Consider the following 15,839-nt stretch of genomic DNA (forward strand, 5'->3'; position numbering starts at 1 on the left):
TCAATCGTTCAGCCTAAAGCCGAAGCCGAATGCGCTTCAAAATCGCCCCGCGTCCAGTCCAGCTCAACCCCAATCCGCCTCGTGCCCTCACGAATCTTAGGCTTATGCAAAGCCAGCGTAATAGCCTCAAGTGCAGGCCACTCTGCAAACGAAAGCAGAGCAATCTCAACAGCAAGCGTCTCCAGCATCCGCGTATGCGGCTTCGTAGAAAGAAATTCACTCACGCGATCGCAATACCGCTCATAGTCGATCATCGCGTGCAAGCCCTCCTCCGAAGGCTCGCACCGATAAGAAAGACTCGCATCGATCACAACCGGCTGCGCCGCAAGATGCTCATGCGCATGAATACCAATTCGCGTCGCCACGACAAGCTCATCGACAAACACACGCCAGCCCTTGCCTCTTGCCGCGCCACGCGCATCAGAAGAAGCCCGCACATAAGCCGCCAACGGCCCCTCGAACGGCTTCACGACAGCAGCGGCTCAGCCGCATCGAGCATGATACGAACGAAGTAATCGGCGAAGCTACGGCGCACGACGATCTCATACGCATCATCCGCAACAGGCACGAGCACGATCGACGCCTTGAAGTAATGACTCTGCGCGCACTGCCCCGGCGCAAGAATGCGAGGATGCAGATCCAGCGGACAGCCCCGCGCAATCACGTCACGCACCTTCTCGCCGCTCACTTCGAGCACCGTCCAGCCGCTGCCGATATCCACTGCCGAAGCAAACTGCCCTTGCAGCGCTTCGACCAGCTTGTCCTCGGCAACCGGCGCCTGAGGTTGCTGCGATCGCACGAGCCATTCATCGGGCCCGAGCCACAACACGTCATAGCCATTGCCGCGCGCAACGGTATTGGGCTTCGCCGGCGGACGGCAACCCGTCACGCTTTCGACTGCGCTGAGAAACCCGGCATCACCCACATCGCCACGCAGACTCACAAGATCGCAAAACGCCTTCTCGCGCAGATGAAATTTCTTCGACGGCGCGGCCACATGCTTCTTCACCAGTTCGCCCACCCCGGCGAGCGGCGACTCCTGCCACGGTTGTCCCGCCACCCGGTTCGCGACAGCCGATGTTGCGCCCGGTGCATTGTTCCTAGCTTCATTCCACATGTTGACGCACTCCTTCGGTGTCGTAGAAAACGGGGCTGGCGATCTTCGCGGCGATCTGCTTGCCGCTCGCCAGCGGAATCGTCACGTTTTGCCCCATCTTGTTCAAGCCGCCCTTGACCACGGCGAGCGCGATCGAACGATTCAGAATCGGGCTGTAGTAGCTCGACGTCACGTGTCCAAGCATCGGCGCCGTATCGCCCTGGAACGGACCGGCGACGATCTGGCTGCCCTCGGGAAGCACCAGCTGCGGATCGTCGGTAAGCAGGCCGACGAACTGCTTGCGCCCATCTTTCGCGGTATCCGAACGCGCCAGTGAACGACGTCCGAGGAAGTCTTTCGTCTTCGCGACCAGCCCACCCATGCCGAGATCGTGCGGCGTAACCGAACCATCCGTATCCTGGCCCACGATGATGTAGCCCTTCTCCGCGCGCAGCACGTGCATCGTTTCCGTGCCGTACGGCGTGATGTCGAACTCCGCGCCCGCGGCCATCAGCGCTTCCCACACCGCGCGGCCCATGTTCGCCGGCACGTTCACTTCGTAGGCAAGCTCGCCCGAGAAGCTGATCCGCATCACGCGCGCCTTCACGCCTGCGACAGTACCGTTGCGATACGACATGAACGGGAACGCCTCGTTGGCGAAGTCGATATCGCTGCAAATCTTCTGCACGACCTTGCGGCTCTTCGGACCGACGACGGCGAACGTCGCCCAGTGATCGGTGACGGACGCGAGGCGCACCTTCATGTCCGGCCATTCCGTCTGCAGCCAGCGTTCCATCCACGTCAGCACGCGCGCCGCGCCGCCCGTCGTGGTCGTCATCATGAAGTGCTGATCGGCGAGGCGCACGGTCACGCCGTCGTCGAACACCATGCCGTTTTCATCGAGCATCAGGCCATAGCGGCACTTGCCCACTTCGAGCTTGCTCCACGGATTCGTGTACATCCAGTTCAGCAGCTTCGCTGCGTCAGGCCCCTGAATGTCGATCTTGCCGAGCGTCGACGCATCGAGAATGCCGACGCTGTTGCGCACCGCGAGGCATTCGCGCTTCACGGCCGCATGCAGATCTTCGCCGCTCTTCGGAAAGTACCAGGGCCGCTTCCAGTTGCCGACGTCCTCGAACATCGCGCCGTTCTCGACGTGCCATTCGTGCACGGCCGTCTTGCGGATCGGATCGAGCAGATCGCCGAGTTCGCGGCCCGCGAACGTGCCAAAAGTCACGGGCGTGTAGTTCGGACGGAACGTCGTCGTGCCCGTTTCGGGAATCGTCTTGCCGAGCGCATCGGCAAGAATCGCCATGCCGTTGATGTTGCCGAGCTTGCCCTGATCGGTGCCGAAGCCCATCGCCGTGTAGCGCTTCACGTGCTCGACGGATTCGAAGCCTTCGCGCGCAGCCAGCAGAATGTCCGCCGCCGACACGTCGTTCTGGAAATCGACGAACTGCTTCGCGCCGCGCGCCGCTTCCGCGCGGCTGCCGACCAGCCACAGCGGCTGCAACGGCGACTCGGCGACTTCTGCGGCCTGCGGCACTTGCGGACGCGTCACCGCGTAACCGATCGACTTCACTGCTTCGACGCCCGCATCGACGGCAAGACGCAGACCGCGCGCGAGGCTGAATTCGCCCGCTGCCGCGCCGATGCTCGTTTCCGGCTGCATGCCCTTGCCCGGCACGAAGCACACCTTCGTGTCGTTCCAGTGCGCCTTGCCGCCCGATTGCGCGAACAGATGCAGCACAGGGCTATAACCGCCCGACATCGCGACGAGATCGCACGGGAGGTCCGCCTGCTTCGCGCCCGTCTTGCCGTTCGCATACGCGACCACTTCGACCGACGTGACGTGCAGCTTGCCGTGCGCCGTCATCACGGCCGCGTTGTTGATGATCTTCACGCCATGACGCCGCGCCGCCGCCTGCAATGCGCCGCTGCCCTGGGCACGCGGATCGACGACTGTCACGCTCGCGCCACACGCCTTCATGTCGAGCGCGCACTGGTAGCCCGCGTCGTTGTTCGTGAACACGACGGCATTGCGGCCCGGCAGCACGCCAAAACGATGGATGTACGTCGAGACCGCCGACGCCATCATCACGCCCGGCAGATCGTTGTTGCCGAACACGATGGGACGCTCGTGCGCGCCCGTCGCGAGAATCACGCGCTTGGCGCGGATCTTCCACAGCAGTTCGCGCGTGCCCTTTCGCATCGACACGGGCAGATGATCCGTCAGACGCTGCGTCACCGTGACGAGGTTGTGGTCCTGATAGCCGAACGCCGTGCTGCGCGACAGGATCGTCACGTCGGGCATGCGCGACAGTTCCGCTTCGATCTTCTCGACCCAGCTCAACGCCGCGCGTCCGTCGATCTCCGTCTTGCCCGACAGCAGACTACCGCCGAGTTCGCGCTGATCGTCGACGAGAATCACGCGCGCGCCGCTCACGGCCGCCGCGTGCGCCGCAGCGAGACCCGTCGGCCCGCCGCCGACCACCAGCACGTCGCAATGCGCGTAGCACTTGTCGTAGCGATCGGCGTCGAGCACTTCGGGCGACTTGCCCAGACCCGCTGCTTCGCGAATCTTCTCTTCGTACTTCGGCCAGAACTTTGCCGGCCACATGAATGTCTTGTAGTAGAAGCCCGCGGGCATGAAGCGCGCGAATTTCTGGTTGATCGCCATGCGGTCATGCTCGAGATTCGGCTCGGCATTCACGCTATTCGCAACCAGCCCCTGATACAGCTCGATTTCCGTCGCGCGCGCATTCGGCACCGTGTACGCGCCGCGCTCCAGTTGCACGACGGCATTCGGTTCAGCCACATCAGCCGTGACGATGCCGCGCGGGCGGTGATACTTGAAGCTGCGCGCGACGAAGTGCACGCCGTTCGCGAGCAGCGCCGAGGCGAGCGTGTCGCCCTGAAAGCCCTGATACGTGCGGCCGTTGAACGTGAAGGTCAGCGGAATCGCGCGGTTGATGCGCCCACCGGCGCCGAGGCGGTTGTTCTGGCTCATTGCTTGTTGCCCCCTTGTGCGTCGGCGGACGTGTTACCTGTCTTGAAGGTCTCGTAGCCCAGGATCTGATAGGAGACGGTATCGCGCGTCGCCATGAACCAGCGGCGGCAGCCCTGCGTGTGCAGCCATTGCTCGCGATGCACGCCGCGCGGGTTCTTGCGCATGAACAGGTACTCGCCCCATTCCCTGTCAGTGAGCTTGTCGGTGTCGAGCGGACGTGCAATGTCAGCTTCACCGCCGCAGCTAAATTCGGATTCGGCGCGCGGCCCGCACCATGGGCATTCGATTGTCAGCATGATTGTCTCTCTCAGCGTGCGTGCGTTTAGTGGGCCACGGCAGCCGCGCCGTGTTCGTCGATCAGATGGCCGGAATAGAAACGGTCCAGCGAGAAGGCCGCGTTCAGCGGATGCGGTTCGTCATTGGCGATCGTGTGCGCGAACACCCAGCCCGAGCCCGGCGTCGCCTTGAAGCCGCCCGTGCCCCAGCCGCAATTGAAGTACAGGCCCTTCACGTCGGTCTTGCTGATGATCGGGCATGCATCCGGCGACACGTCGACGATGCCGCCCCACTGGCGGTTCATCCGCACGCGCGAGAACACCGGGAACATTTCGACGATGGCCTGCAGCGTGCCTTCGATAATGTGGAAACTGCCGCGCTGCCCAAAACCCGTGTACTGGTCGACGCCCGCGCCGATCACGAGATCGCCCTTGTCGGACTGACTGATGTACGCGTGCACCGCGTTCGACATGATCACCGTGTTGACGACGGGTTTGATCGGCTCCGAAACAAGCGCCTGCAACGGATGGCTTTCGAGCGGCAGACGGATGCCCGCCATATCGGCGAGCGTCGTCGTGTTGCCTGCTGCGACGACCGCGACCTTCTTCGCCTTGATGAAACCCTTCACCGTATCGACGCCCGTCACGCGGCCGCCGTCGCGGCGAATGCCCGTCACCTGGCAGTTCTGGATGATGTCGACGCCCGCCTGATCCGCGCCGCGTGCGAAGCCCCAAGCAACGGCATCGTGACGCGCGACGCCCGCACGACGTTGAATCGATGCGCCGAGCACGGGATAACGGCTATTCAGGTTGATAGTCGGCTCGATTTCCTTGATCTGCTCGGGCGTGAGGAATTCTGCATCGACGCCGTTCAAGCGGTTCGCGTTCACGCGGCGCTCGGTGTCGCGCACGTCCTGCAGTGTGTGTGCGAGATTCAGCACGCCGCGCTGCGAGAACATCACGTTGTAGTTCAGGTCTTGCGACAAGCCTTCCCACAGCTTCATCGCCTTCTCGTACAGCGCCGCCGATTCGTCCCACAGATAGTTCGAACGCACGATCGTCGTGTTACGCGCCGTGTTGCCGCCGCCGATCCAGCCCTTCTCCAGAATCGCGACGTTCTTCACGCCGTGTTCCTTGGCAAGGTAATACGCGGTTGCAAGACCATGCCCGCCGCCGCCGACGATCACGACGTCGTATTCCTTCTTCGGTTCCGGGCTCCTCCACTGTCGCTCCCAGTTCTCGTGATACGACAACCCGTTGCGGAACAGACTGAATATCGAATAGCGGCTCATCTTGCAGACCCCTCGTTGCGCGTTACCATTAACATTCGATGACGTTCACGGCCAAACCGCCGCGCGACGTCTCCTTGTATTTCGTTTTCATATCGGCACCCGTTTCGCGCATCGTCTTGATGACGTTGTCGAGCGTCACGTAGTGCTGGCCATCGCCCTTGAGCGCCATGCGCGATGCGTTCAGCGCCTTGACCGCGCCCATCGCGTTGCGCTCGATGCACGGAATCTGCACGAGGCCGCCGACCGGGTCGCACGTCATGCCGAGGTTGTGTTCCATGCCGATTTCGGCGGCGTTTTCGACTTGCGACGGCGTGCCGCCCATCACGGCCGCGAGCGCCGCCGCCGCCATCGAGCACGCAACACCCACTTCGCCCTGGCAGCCCACTTCCGCGCCCGAGATCGACGCCGTTTCCTTGTAGATGATGCCGATCGCGGCCGCCGTCAGAAGGAAATCGACGATGCCGTTTTCGTTCGAGCCCGGCACGAACTTCACGTAGTAGTGCAGCACGGCGGGAATCACGCCCGCTGCGCCGTTGGTCGGCGCGGTGACAACGCGGCCACCGGCGGCGTTCTCTTCGTTGACGGCCATGGCATAGAGGTTGACCCAGTCGAGCATCGACAGCGGATCGCGCAGCGACTCTTCCGAACGCGTGCGCAATTGCACGGTGAGATCAGCGGCACGGCGCTTCACGCGCATCGGGCCGGGCAGTTCGCCATGCATCTTGCAGCCGCGTTCGACACAGGCGGCCATCGTGCGCCAGATCGTCAGCAGGCCTTCGCGCACGTCTTCCGGCGCGCGTGACGCGCATTCGTTGGCGAACGTCACCTGCGCGATGGACAGGCCGCTTTCGCGGCACACGCGCATCAGGTCGTCGCCGGTGCGGAACGGATACGGCACTTCACCGCCCGCGCGCACGCCGTTGACGCGATCGCCTTCGCGGTTCACGACGAAGCCGCCGCCAACCGAGTAATACTCTTTCTCGACCAGCAGCTGGCCGTTCTCGTCGAAGGCCTGAAAGCGCATGCCGTTCGGATGCACGACGCTACCCGTTCCGCTCATCAAGCGCCGGAAGAAGGCGATGTGCTCTTTTTCGTCGAAGTCGATTTCGTGCTTGCCGAGCAGCGACAGGCGCTTGCCCTTGCGGATATCGACCAGGCGCGGTTCGATCAGGTCGGGATCGATGGTGTCGGGCAGATGGCCTTCGAGGCCAAGCAACGCGGCCTTGTCGGTGCCGTGGCCCTTGCCCGTCGCGCCGAGCGAGCCGTACAGCTCGACTTTCACGCGGCGCACGAATGCGAGCAGGTTCGCATCCTCGATATGGGAAGCGAAGCGGCAGGCGGCGATCATCGGGCCGACTGTGTGCGAACTCGATGGGCCGATGCCGATCTTGAACAGGTCGAAAACGCTGACGTTCATGGAAACCTTGCTCAGGTAGGTGGGCGGAAACGCGTGGACTCCGCAGTGACGCCAGTACACCAAAGCGTAAAATCCGCCGATAGAACAAAAACGGCATCGACGTGGGATGGCGACGCCAGATGGCGCCCGGACTTCGTTTCTCTGCAACTCAGTGACGGAAAAACGCAAGTCCGGGCCCGGGACGAGCGTGCCGGAGCCCAAGCCACGTGGGGATGAACGCGCTTCGCATCTGCGCAAGTCGGTGTCGGAAAAGGACAAGAGCCGCAAGCGCGAATCGGCGACGCTAGGGTTATCCCGCGTGCGGGCGCGTTTGGGTTTCGCGTTTTTGTTATCAGTCGATTGAACCTGCCGGACCACTGCGCCATCGCGCCATGACCATCGTTGATTCGCTACCGTTGACTTCCATCGATGCGCTGCCCAAAGAGCGCATCCGCTTCGGCATCATCCTGCTGCCGAACTTCACGCTGACGGCGTTTTCCGGCTTCGTCGACATGCTGCGTCTGTCCGCCGACGAAGGCGATTACAGCAAGCCCGTACGCTGCTCGTGGAGCGTGATCGGCGACACGCTCGCGCCCGTGCGCGCGAGTTGCGGCATCCAGATCACGCCGTGGGAAACCTTCGCCGACGCGGAGCCGTTCGACTATGTGGTCGTCGTCGGCGGGTTGCTGCATTCGGGGCCGCAGGCGAACGACGAGACCTTGCAGTTCATTCGAGCCGCCGCGCGCGGAAGTACGACGCTGGTCGGCATCTGCACGGGCGTATTCGCGCTGATGCGCGCGGGCGTGCTAGACGAGCACCGGATTTGCGTGAGCTGGTTTCACTACTGGGATTTCGTCGAGCGCTTTCCTTCCGTCAATTCGGATGCGCTGATCGCGGACCGGCTGTTCGTGATCGACCGTCGACGGATTACGTGCTCGGGCGGACGGGCTTCGATCGATGTGGCGGCGGCAATTCTGCTGCGTCACTTTGAGACGGCAACCGTGCAGAAGGCGCTGCGGATTCTGCTTGTCGGCGAAATGCAGAAAGGGAACGCGCCGCAGCCGCATCCGCCTGGGCTGGAGCCGGCGACGCATCCGAAGGTCAAGCGCGCGATTTTGTTGATGGAGCAACATGTCGGGCGTACGTTGCCGCTGGAGGAGCTGGCTTGCAAGCTGGATTTGTCGCCTCGGCAACTGGAGCGGTTGTTCAAGGCAGAGACGGGGAAAAGTCCGCAGGCGTTTGCGAAGCAGGTTCGGTTGAGGACGGCGGCGTGGCTGCTGACGAGTTCGGATCGGACGGTCGCGGATATCGCTTCGAGTTGCGGGTTTTCTGATGCGTCGCACCTGGGGCGCGAGTTCAGGAAGGAGTTTGGGATGCCGCCGGTGATGTTTAGAGAGCAGCGTGGGGGAACGCCGGTTGAGGGGGATGCGGCGGTCGCTTATGAGGAGACGTTTCCGGGGAGAGTGGATGTGTTTTGAGGGTGGCACGCTCCCCATAGAACACGCTTGACACGCTGTCCGCAAACTGTGCTTATTGTAAGTATCCAGGCTTTAGCGCCTTACATTTTTCAAGTGCCTGAGTACTGTTATTGTCGATACCCAATCGATATTTGCAATACTCGGCAAAACGCGATCTTTCAGAAATTGATAATTGATCGATCGACTTGTCATCACCTTCATTGGCAAATGGATCGTAGAATTCCATTATTAATGTGGGGTGACGCTTTATGAAAAACGTAGTTTGTACTTCGTCATCCAGATACGATCGAACGTAACCCGTCTTTGCAATTACGAGCGCGCAGATTCCCACGATGAAGACGCACGGCAAATACACCCGCTGCATCTTCATGGCGCGTTCAGTCCTGTTGCGCGCCGCAACTCCTGAACCAGCGCCAAACCAACGCTACCGGGACAAATTTTACCTTCGCCCAATTGCCCGGGAAACTCGCGATGCCCGCCGAGTGTTTCGATGAAGAAGAACTCGCTCAATATGTCGATGAGTGTCCGCAACGCTCGTTGTTGCCGCTCAACTATTTTTGGACGCTGAATGAAACCAACGCGATCCAGCAAGGTACGAATCGCCGCGACGCCATCATTGCCTTCATAAGGTGCCGACAGATTTTCAAGCAATACGATGCCAATTACCCCCGTATTGTAGTTATGAACACTCTCGCCCTTGAACCGAATGTCGCGCCCTTCGAATACGTTGCCGAAGCAGTCAAGCGCGTAGTGATAGCCGATGTCGTCCATTGCCGCAGCACGTTTTCCCATCTGCATTTCCTGGATTTCCTGCAACTGCAGCGCGGCGGGTCCGCATGAAAAACTTCGTCCGGCGTGGTGTATTGCGATTTTGCTGTAATTCCAATCATCAATCATCCGTTCCGAGCGGTTCTTGTGGGCCGCCCAGTCCGATCGTGTGACGAAATTCAAGCCTCGGACCTGAACGAGATTGATGATGGCTTGTCGCGTAGCCGCGCGGTTATTAACCTTGATTTCAACAGCTTGAGCTTTCGTGCTGCCGATCGCAGAGCAAGCAGATGTCCAATGTTCGACGTCGTAATCCGTTTGCACGATCAGTTTCCTTCGTTGTGCCTTAAGGAGCGTTTCGGCGAGGAATATATGGCGTGAACATTTACTGCTTGTTCACCATTCGTTTCGATCATCGCGTATCCGTTTCCGTCCGTCATCCCAGATTGCCGAATACCCGCTACATCCGCGATGAATTTTTGATTCGCCAATCGCTCTCCGGTGGTGACATCGCTTACCAAAAACCAGACGATGGCCTTTCCATTTCCTGGTTTCCCAGGTTTAGTTGCTGAGCCCGACGCTCCGTCTCCACCCGTAAACAGAAATGTCGATGCCGCGCTGGCAAGCACAAAGTTCTTTCCACATGGACACATCACCCGGTCCAAATGCTTGACCATGGGGCGTCCATCGACCAGGCAATCATTCGCGGAACCGTAGACGGGGAAACCGCCTTTGCAGTTTCCACATGTCGCCAGATCGTTTTTCAGCGCATACGGGCGTTGCTTTTCGTCGAAGACGGTCGAAGTGCCACGGATGACGTGGCCACCGGTCGTTGTCCGGTCGCCTGCAACGGCAAGTCTCTGCATCACAAGCTCACCGGGCAAGCAGTCCGGCTTCGCTGCTCGGCGTGCGAGCCGATGGCAACGGAACAAAATACGAACTTGTTAAGCGTCACTTCCAACATGATTCGGTCTCCTTTGAATGCCGAAACACAACAGCTTCAATGAGGATAACCGACAGCCGCCGCCCTTTATGTAAAAGAGCGTCAAAAATGATATCGATGCCTAATCAGGAATGCGCGCCGCATTTATTTCATACTTTGCATGACGACGCGGGACCGCTGGAGACGAAAAAAGGGCGGACACGTAGTCCGCCCTCGCCCGCCCTACGACTCTTCCGACCAAACCATATTATCCCGCGCCATCATCGCCGTCGAAGCCCCCGGCCCGAACGTCCCTGCCGTATAGCCCCTCGGCTTGTCGCCGTTGCGCTTCCACGCTTCGATGATCGGATCGACCCACGTCCATGCCGCTTCCAGTTCATCGCGACGCATGAAGTGAGTGAGCCTGCCGCGCACGACGTCGATCAGTAGTCGCTCATACGCCTCCGCGCGACGGCTCGTGAACGCCTGCTCCAGATCGAGATTCAGATTGACGGGCAACGTCCGCATCCCACTACCCGGCTCCTTTGCAAGCATCTGCAACTGAATCGATTCATTCGGCTGCAACTGGATCACCAGTCGATTGCCACAATTACGCGGACCACAAGGACTATTCGGCATGATCGAAAACGGCAGGTCCGCGAACTCGATCACGATCTCCGACAGCTTCTTCGCCATCCGTTTGCCCGTGCGCAGATAGAACGGCACGTTCGCCCAGCGCCAGTTGTTGATATGCGCGCGCAACGCGACAAAGGTTTCCGCGCGGCTATCGGCGGGCACGTTCGCTTCTTCCAGATAACCCTTCACCGGCTCGCCGCCGACAGCGCCCGCCGTGTACTGTCCACGCACCGTATCGCGCGAGATGTCCTCGGCCGTCATCGGACGCAGCGAACGCAGCACCTTCAGCTTCTCGTCGCGCACGGCATCGGCGTCGAGCGAAACGGGCGGTTCCATCCCGACGATACACAGCAGTTGCAGCAAGTGGTTCTGCACCATGTCGCGCATCGCGCCCGTGTGATCGTAGAAACCTGCGCGCGTGCCCACGCCGACCGACTCCGCCACCGTGATCTGCACACTGCGGATATATGGCGCCTGCCACAGCGGCCCGAAGATCGCGTTGCCGAAGCGCAGCACCATCAGGTTCTGCACCGTCTCCTTGCCGAGATAGTGGTCGATCCGGTAGATCTGATGCTCGGAGAAATGCTTGCCGACTGAATCGTTGATCGCCTGTGCCGACGCCAGATCGTGACCCAGCGGCTTTTCCAGCACGACGCGCGAATACTCGTCGAGCAGACCGTGCGACGAGAGGTTGTCGCAAATCGTCGTGAACAGTTCCGGCGACGTCGACAGATAGAACACGCGCAGCGCATTCGGGCGCGATGCCTCGGCAAGGCGCTCGTAATCGGCGGCCTGGTCGACATTGACGCGCACGTATTCGAACAGCGACAGGAAGCGGTCCCATGCGCCCGATTCATACGCACCGGATTCGATGAACGGACGGCTCTGCTCGTCCATCCATTTCAGATAATCGTCACGCACCCATTCACGGCGACCGATCGCGAGAATGCGCGTTTCGGCGGGCAAATTGCCGTGCGTGTGCGCCATATACAGCGCGGGCAGCAGCTTGCGGGCTGACAGGTCGCCGGCGCCGCCGAAAATGATCATGTCGAGCGGGCGGTCCGGCGAAGCAGGAGCGGTGGAAGTCGTCATAGCGCGGTCGCAAAAATTAACTGCTGGGAAAAACGCAAGCCCGTCCGGACCAGCCTTTCAGGCAGCGCTGAAATCGGGCAGGTTTGCGCGAGACGACTATGTTGCAACGTTTTAGGATTGTTTGCACGCTTACTGTCGTGACACGGCACGCACGTTCGTTCCGCTTCGCCCTTACACGCGGTCTGCGGCGACAAAGGACGCGCGAGGTCTCAACCCGCGCCCAGCGCTCCTCGCGCAACACGCCCGGCCGCCAGATCCCACGCCGCGCAACCGACGGTCTTGAAGACGACGGGTGTATCGAACGATGGCTGGCTCGCCAGCGCGTCCTTGATGCCCGTCACCGTCGACCAGTCGATGCCCGCCTGGATGAAGTCCCCGGCCTCGTGCTTTGCGCCCGCGAGATCGTCGACATACAGCGTGCTGCCCGCGAGCGTGCGCGCGCCGATCTCGCACATCTGCGGCGTGAACGCGCCGACGCCGATCACGAGCCGCCCCGCGCGTGGCGCTTCGTTGTAGACGGCCTGACGGCTCGTCGTCAGCGCGATGACGGTGTCGACGGAATCGGGAATCGTCGCGTCGCTCAGGACTTGCAGATCGCGCACCGTGCCGCGCTGTGCGTCGCAGAAAGCCTGCGCACGCGCCGCCGATGTGCCCAGCACACGCACACGCGCCTCCGGATACAACTCGCCGATCGCCCGCAGATGGCTCGCGGACTGTGTGCCCGTACCGATCAGCAGAATGTCTTTCGGTGCGTCGCGCGAGAGCGTCTCGATGCCGAGCATCGACATCGCGGCCGTGCGGCGTCCCGTGACGGTCGGCCCGTCGAGAATGAACAGCGTCTTGCCCGTGTCCGGGTCGAACGCCATCACCTGGCCGTGGATGGTCGGCAGTGCGCGCTCGCCGTTACGCGGGCAGACGTTGACGAGTTTGTGGATCGCGAGATCGGATGCCGCGGCGGGCATCGACAGCATGATGCCGTTGTCGTTCAGCGGCACGACGAGCCGCTCGGGGCTCGCGACGCGCCCGGCTGCGTAGTCGGCGGCGGCTGTCTTCAGCGCGTCGACGAGCGCGCGAAACGGAATCAGGCGCGCCGTGCCGGCGGCGTCGAAAATCGGCGTGCTGCTCATATCGGGGCTGCTCCTTGCGCGTTCAGCGCACCAGAAAACCATACGTCAGCGGATCGCGCTCATCGACGAGCCAGTTCGCGAACCCGCAAATATGCGCGTCGCCTTCGATCTCGGGAATCACGGCATCGAAGCGGTCGAGCTTCGTCTCGGACAACACACGCCCACGAAACACCGTGCCGATGATCGACTCGTTGACGAGCGTCTCGTCCTTGCCCAGTTGTCCGCGCAGATACAGTTGCGCGACGCGCCCGGCCGTACCCGAACCTGTCGGCGAGCGGTCCACTTCGCGGTCGGCGAACACGCAGCAATTGGCCTGCGTCGAGCCCGCGTGACGCGGCGCGTTGTCGATGATCGTGCCGTAGATGTGATTGATCTCGGGAATATGTGGATGTTCGACCTTGAATGCTTCATTCGCCGCGCGCTTCACTTCGGCGCCGAACTGGATCAGCCGGTCCACCTGGTCTTCGCGCACGTCGAGTCCGAACGGTTCGCCCGATGTGTAGAAGTAAAACGCGCCGCCGAACGCGATATCGCCGCGCACGGTGCCGAAGCCCGGCGTCTCGACGCTCACGTCGCGCTGCCAGATAAACGACGGCACGTTGACGAAGCGCACGCTGCCTGCGTGATCGCCGTCCCATTTGACGAACGCTTCGATGAAGCCGCAAGGCGCATCGATGCCGACGCGCGTTTCCGGCTCTGTGCGCTCGACCCAGCCGAGGGAGACGGCCGTTGTCGCCAGCGCGATCACGCCGTGGCCGCAATGGTCGCTATAGCCCTCGTTGTGAACGAAGATGATGCCGAAGTCCGCGCCTTCCGTGACGGGATCGGTCAGATACCCGCCGTACATGTCGGCGTGGCCGCGCGGCTCCAGCATCAGCGCGCGGCGCAGATGATCGGCGTGCTCTTTGAGCCACGCGCGCCGCTCGACGATGGTCTTGCCGGACATCTTCGGCAGCCCGCTCGTGACGATGCGAAACGGTTCGCCGCCCGTATGTACTTCGACCGTGCTGATCATGCGGTTCAGCTTCATGATGCGTTCGTTCCTCGCAGGAAAGCTTCGGGCCGTTGCCTGTCCAACATATCGTCTCGCTCCATCGTCTTTGTCTTATACTGGATCGAAATGTAGACCAGCTTTGGTTGACGATCAACCAGTTTCAAAATTTATCCATCAAACTGGTTTGAACCCAGCACACATCACACTGTCATCTGTCGCACGGTATCCATCCATGGCCTCGACCTCATTCGCACTGGAACGCGCGTTTCGCCCGAAGCAGATTTACGAGCAGGTCGCGGAGCGCATGCGCGGCGACATTCGCAGTGGTCAGTTCGCGCCTGAAGCGCGGTTGCCCTCGGAGCGCGATCTCGCGGCGCGGTTTGGCGTTGGACGGCCCGCTGTGCGGGAGGCGCTGGGCGCGTTGCAGAACGAGGGGTTGGTCGTTACGCGGCGCAATTCGGGCACTTACGTCTGCGCGGACGCGTTGCAGCGATTGGCGGCGGCGCCGGCTTCTGGCGAGGTGTCGGGTGATGCAGATTTCAGCCCTACGTCGGCGCTCGATGTCCGTTTGATCCTGGAGCCTGCCATCGCGCGCCGCGCAGCCGCCAATGCGCAGCGTGACGAGCTTGCCGAACATTACCTTGCGCAGATGGATTCGATCGACGATGTCACCGATGCCGTGCAGCGCGCGCTATGGAACGATAGCGATCGTTTGTTTCATCGGCAGCTTGCTGTGATGACGGGCGATGCCCTGCTCGTCAAGATCGCCGACGAAGTGGCTAAGGCTATGGATCAGCCTTTGTGGAAACGGCTAAAGGATGATGGGATTCATGATCCTGGGCGGATCAGGCTTTATGTTTCTGAGCATCGGTTGATCTATGAGGCCATTGTTGATGGTGATGCCGACGCGGCTGCGTTTTATGTCGAGCAGCACATCAGGCGAGTGCGGAGGGATATAGCGCCTAAGTAGGTTTTTTTTGTCTGCCGACGCTGGTGTGGTTTGCTTGTGTTTTTGCTGGCATCCGCGGTTTGGCTTCGTGGCGCAGGCGGTTTGGTTTTTTGGAGTTTGCGCTGGCATCCGCGTTATGGTGTTTGCCGTTCACGCGTCGCCCCTGTGCGGGGCGGCACCTACTTTTCTTTGCCGCCGCAAAGAAAAGTAGGCAAAAGAAAGCGGCTAACACCGCCAACATTTCTTCTTGCCTGAGGGCCCCCAACCGGTCCCACGCTTCACGCGGCAAGGTATCTGCTCGCCTGCGTTGCCAACGCTCTCTCTGTACGCCTCACCCGCTTCATGCGCCCGCGTTGCGGCATGCCGTGCCAGATATTCCTCCGCCGCCCAGGTGGCAAACTGTGTGTAGGCTTTCGCGCCATACGCGCACCACTCCGGACCGAAAAGCAAGCTCGGTGGTTCTGGTAAGAGCACTAACCTGTACGGTGCGACAACCTACACACAGTTTGCCACCTGGGCGGCACAAACCATTCGCTGCCGCCAGCCCTTGAGCGGGTGCTTGAAGTGGGTGAGGCGCTCATTCGAAGCGTTGGCGACAAACATGAGTCACGTGGTTGCCGTGTGAAGCGTAGGACCGGTTGGGGGCCCTCAGGCAAGAACTAGAACTGACGGTGTTAGCCGCTTTCTTTTGCCTACTTTTCTTTGCGGCGGCAAAGAAAAGTAGGTGCCGCCCCGCACAGGGGCGACGCGTGAACGGCAAACACCATAACGCGGATGCCAGCGAAAAGCCAAACCAAACCACCC

At 61.2% G+C, this 15,839-nt stretch carries 13 protein-coding genes; 2 read left to right on the forward strand and 11 right to left on the reverse strand.

The annotated features are described in order from the left end of the window. Positions 1-8: 8 nt before the first annotated feature. The 6 genes from C2L64_RS27255 to C2L64_RS27280 are packed head-to-tail and all read right to left on the reverse strand — an operon-like array spanning position 9 to position 7,090. Complete coding sequence (locus tag C2L64_RS27255) at positions 9-470, reverse strand: dihydroneopterin aldolase (protein WP_039899840.1); 462 nt, start codon at positions 468-470, stop codon at positions 9-11. After that, a complete protein-coding gene (locus tag C2L64_RS27260) occupies positions 467-1,117 on the reverse strand; it encodes a sarcosine oxidase subunit gamma (RefSeq protein WP_007577911.1) in 651 nt (216 codons plus the stop codon). Before C2L64_RS27260 ends, C2L64_RS27255 begins: the two co-directional genes overlap by 4 nt. Then, positions 1,107-4,106, reverse strand: a complete 3,000-nt coding sequence (locus C2L64_RS27265; RefSeq protein WP_007577909.1) for a sarcosine oxidase subunit alpha family protein — start codon at positions 4,104-4,106, stop codon at positions 1,107-1,109. The genes C2L64_RS27260 and C2L64_RS27265 overlap by 11 nt, the downstream gene beginning before the upstream one ends. Further along, positions 4,103-4,402 (reverse strand): sarcosine oxidase subunit delta, encoded by a 300-nt coding sequence (locus tag C2L64_RS27270; RefSeq protein WP_007577907.1) that lies wholly within the window; start codon positions 4,400-4,402, stop codon positions 4,103-4,105. The genes C2L64_RS27265 and C2L64_RS27270 overlap by 4 nt, the downstream gene beginning before the upstream one ends. 26 nt (positions 4,403-4,428) lie before the next feature. Beyond that, positions 4,429-5,673, reverse strand: coding sequence for a sarcosine oxidase subunit beta family protein (locus C2L64_RS27275; RefSeq protein WP_007577905.1), 1,245 nt, complete (start codon positions 5,671-5,673; stop codon positions 4,429-4,431). Positions 5,674-5,701: 28 nt separating this feature from the next. After that, positions 5,702-7,090, reverse strand: a complete 1,389-nt coding sequence (locus C2L64_RS27280; protein ID WP_007577903.1) for an L-serine ammonia-lyase — start codon at positions 7,088-7,090, stop codon at positions 5,702-5,704. Positions 7,091-7,461: 371 nt separating this feature from the next. Between C2L64_RS27280 and C2L64_RS27290 the strand changes: the two genes are divergently transcribed. Beyond that, positions 7,462-8,547, forward strand: coding sequence for a GlxA family transcriptional regulator (locus C2L64_RS27290; RefSeq protein WP_007577901.1), 1,086 nt, complete (start codon positions 7,462-7,464; stop codon positions 8,545-8,547). 366 nt (positions 8,548-8,913) lie between these two features. On the opposite strand, the gene C2L64_RS27300 is transcribed toward C2L64_RS27290, so the two are convergent. The 5 genes from C2L64_RS27300 to lhpH all read right to left on the reverse strand — a co-directional run bounded on the left by C2L64_RS27300 (position 8,914) and on the right by lhpH (position 14,122). After that, positions 8,914-9,639: a peptidoglycan recognition protein family protein gene (locus C2L64_RS27300; protein ID WP_007577897.1), complete on the reverse strand. Its 726-nt coding sequence runs from the start codon at positions 9,637-9,639 to the stop codon at positions 8,914-8,916. 2 nt (positions 9,640-9,641) lie between these two features. Next, complete coding sequence (locus tag C2L64_RS27305; RefSeq protein ID WP_007577896.1) at positions 9,642-10,181, reverse strand: PAAR domain-containing protein; 540 nt, start codon at positions 10,179-10,181, stop codon at positions 9,642-9,644. A 299-nt stretch (positions 10,182-10,480) separates the two neighbouring features. Then, a complete protein-coding gene (gene zwf / locus C2L64_RS27310; RefSeq protein WP_007577895.1) occupies positions 10,481-11,965 on the reverse strand; it encodes a glucose-6-phosphate dehydrogenase in 1,485 nt (494 codons plus the stop codon). Between the two features lie 209 nt (positions 11,966-12,174). Next, positions 12,175-13,092 (reverse strand): bifunctional Delta(1)-pyrroline-2-carboxylate/Delta(1)-piperideine-2-carboxylate reductase, encoded by a 918-nt coding sequence (lhpI, locus tag C2L64_RS27315; RefSeq protein WP_007577894.1) that lies wholly within the window; start codon positions 13,090-13,092, stop codon positions 12,175-12,177. Positions 13,093-13,114: 22 nt separating this feature from the next. Beyond that, positions 13,115-14,122, reverse strand: coding sequence for a trans-3-hydroxy-L-proline dehydratase (gene lhpH / locus C2L64_RS27320; RefSeq protein ID WP_007577893.1), 1,008 nt, complete (start codon positions 14,120-14,122; stop codon positions 13,115-13,117). 196 nt (positions 14,123-14,318) lie between these two features. Between lhpH and C2L64_RS27325 the strand changes: the two genes are divergently transcribed. Then, positions 14,319-15,056 (forward strand): FadR/GntR family transcriptional regulator, encoded by a 738-nt coding sequence (locus C2L64_RS27325; RefSeq protein ID WP_007577892.1) that lies wholly within the window; start codon positions 14,319-14,321, stop codon positions 15,054-15,056. Positions 15,057-15,839 lie beyond the last annotated feature (783 nt).

It is taken from the genome of Paraburkholderia hospita, assembly GCF_002902965.1.
GTDB lineage: Bacteria > Pseudomonadota > Gammaproteobacteria > Burkholderiales > Burkholderiaceae > Paraburkholderia > Paraburkholderia hospita.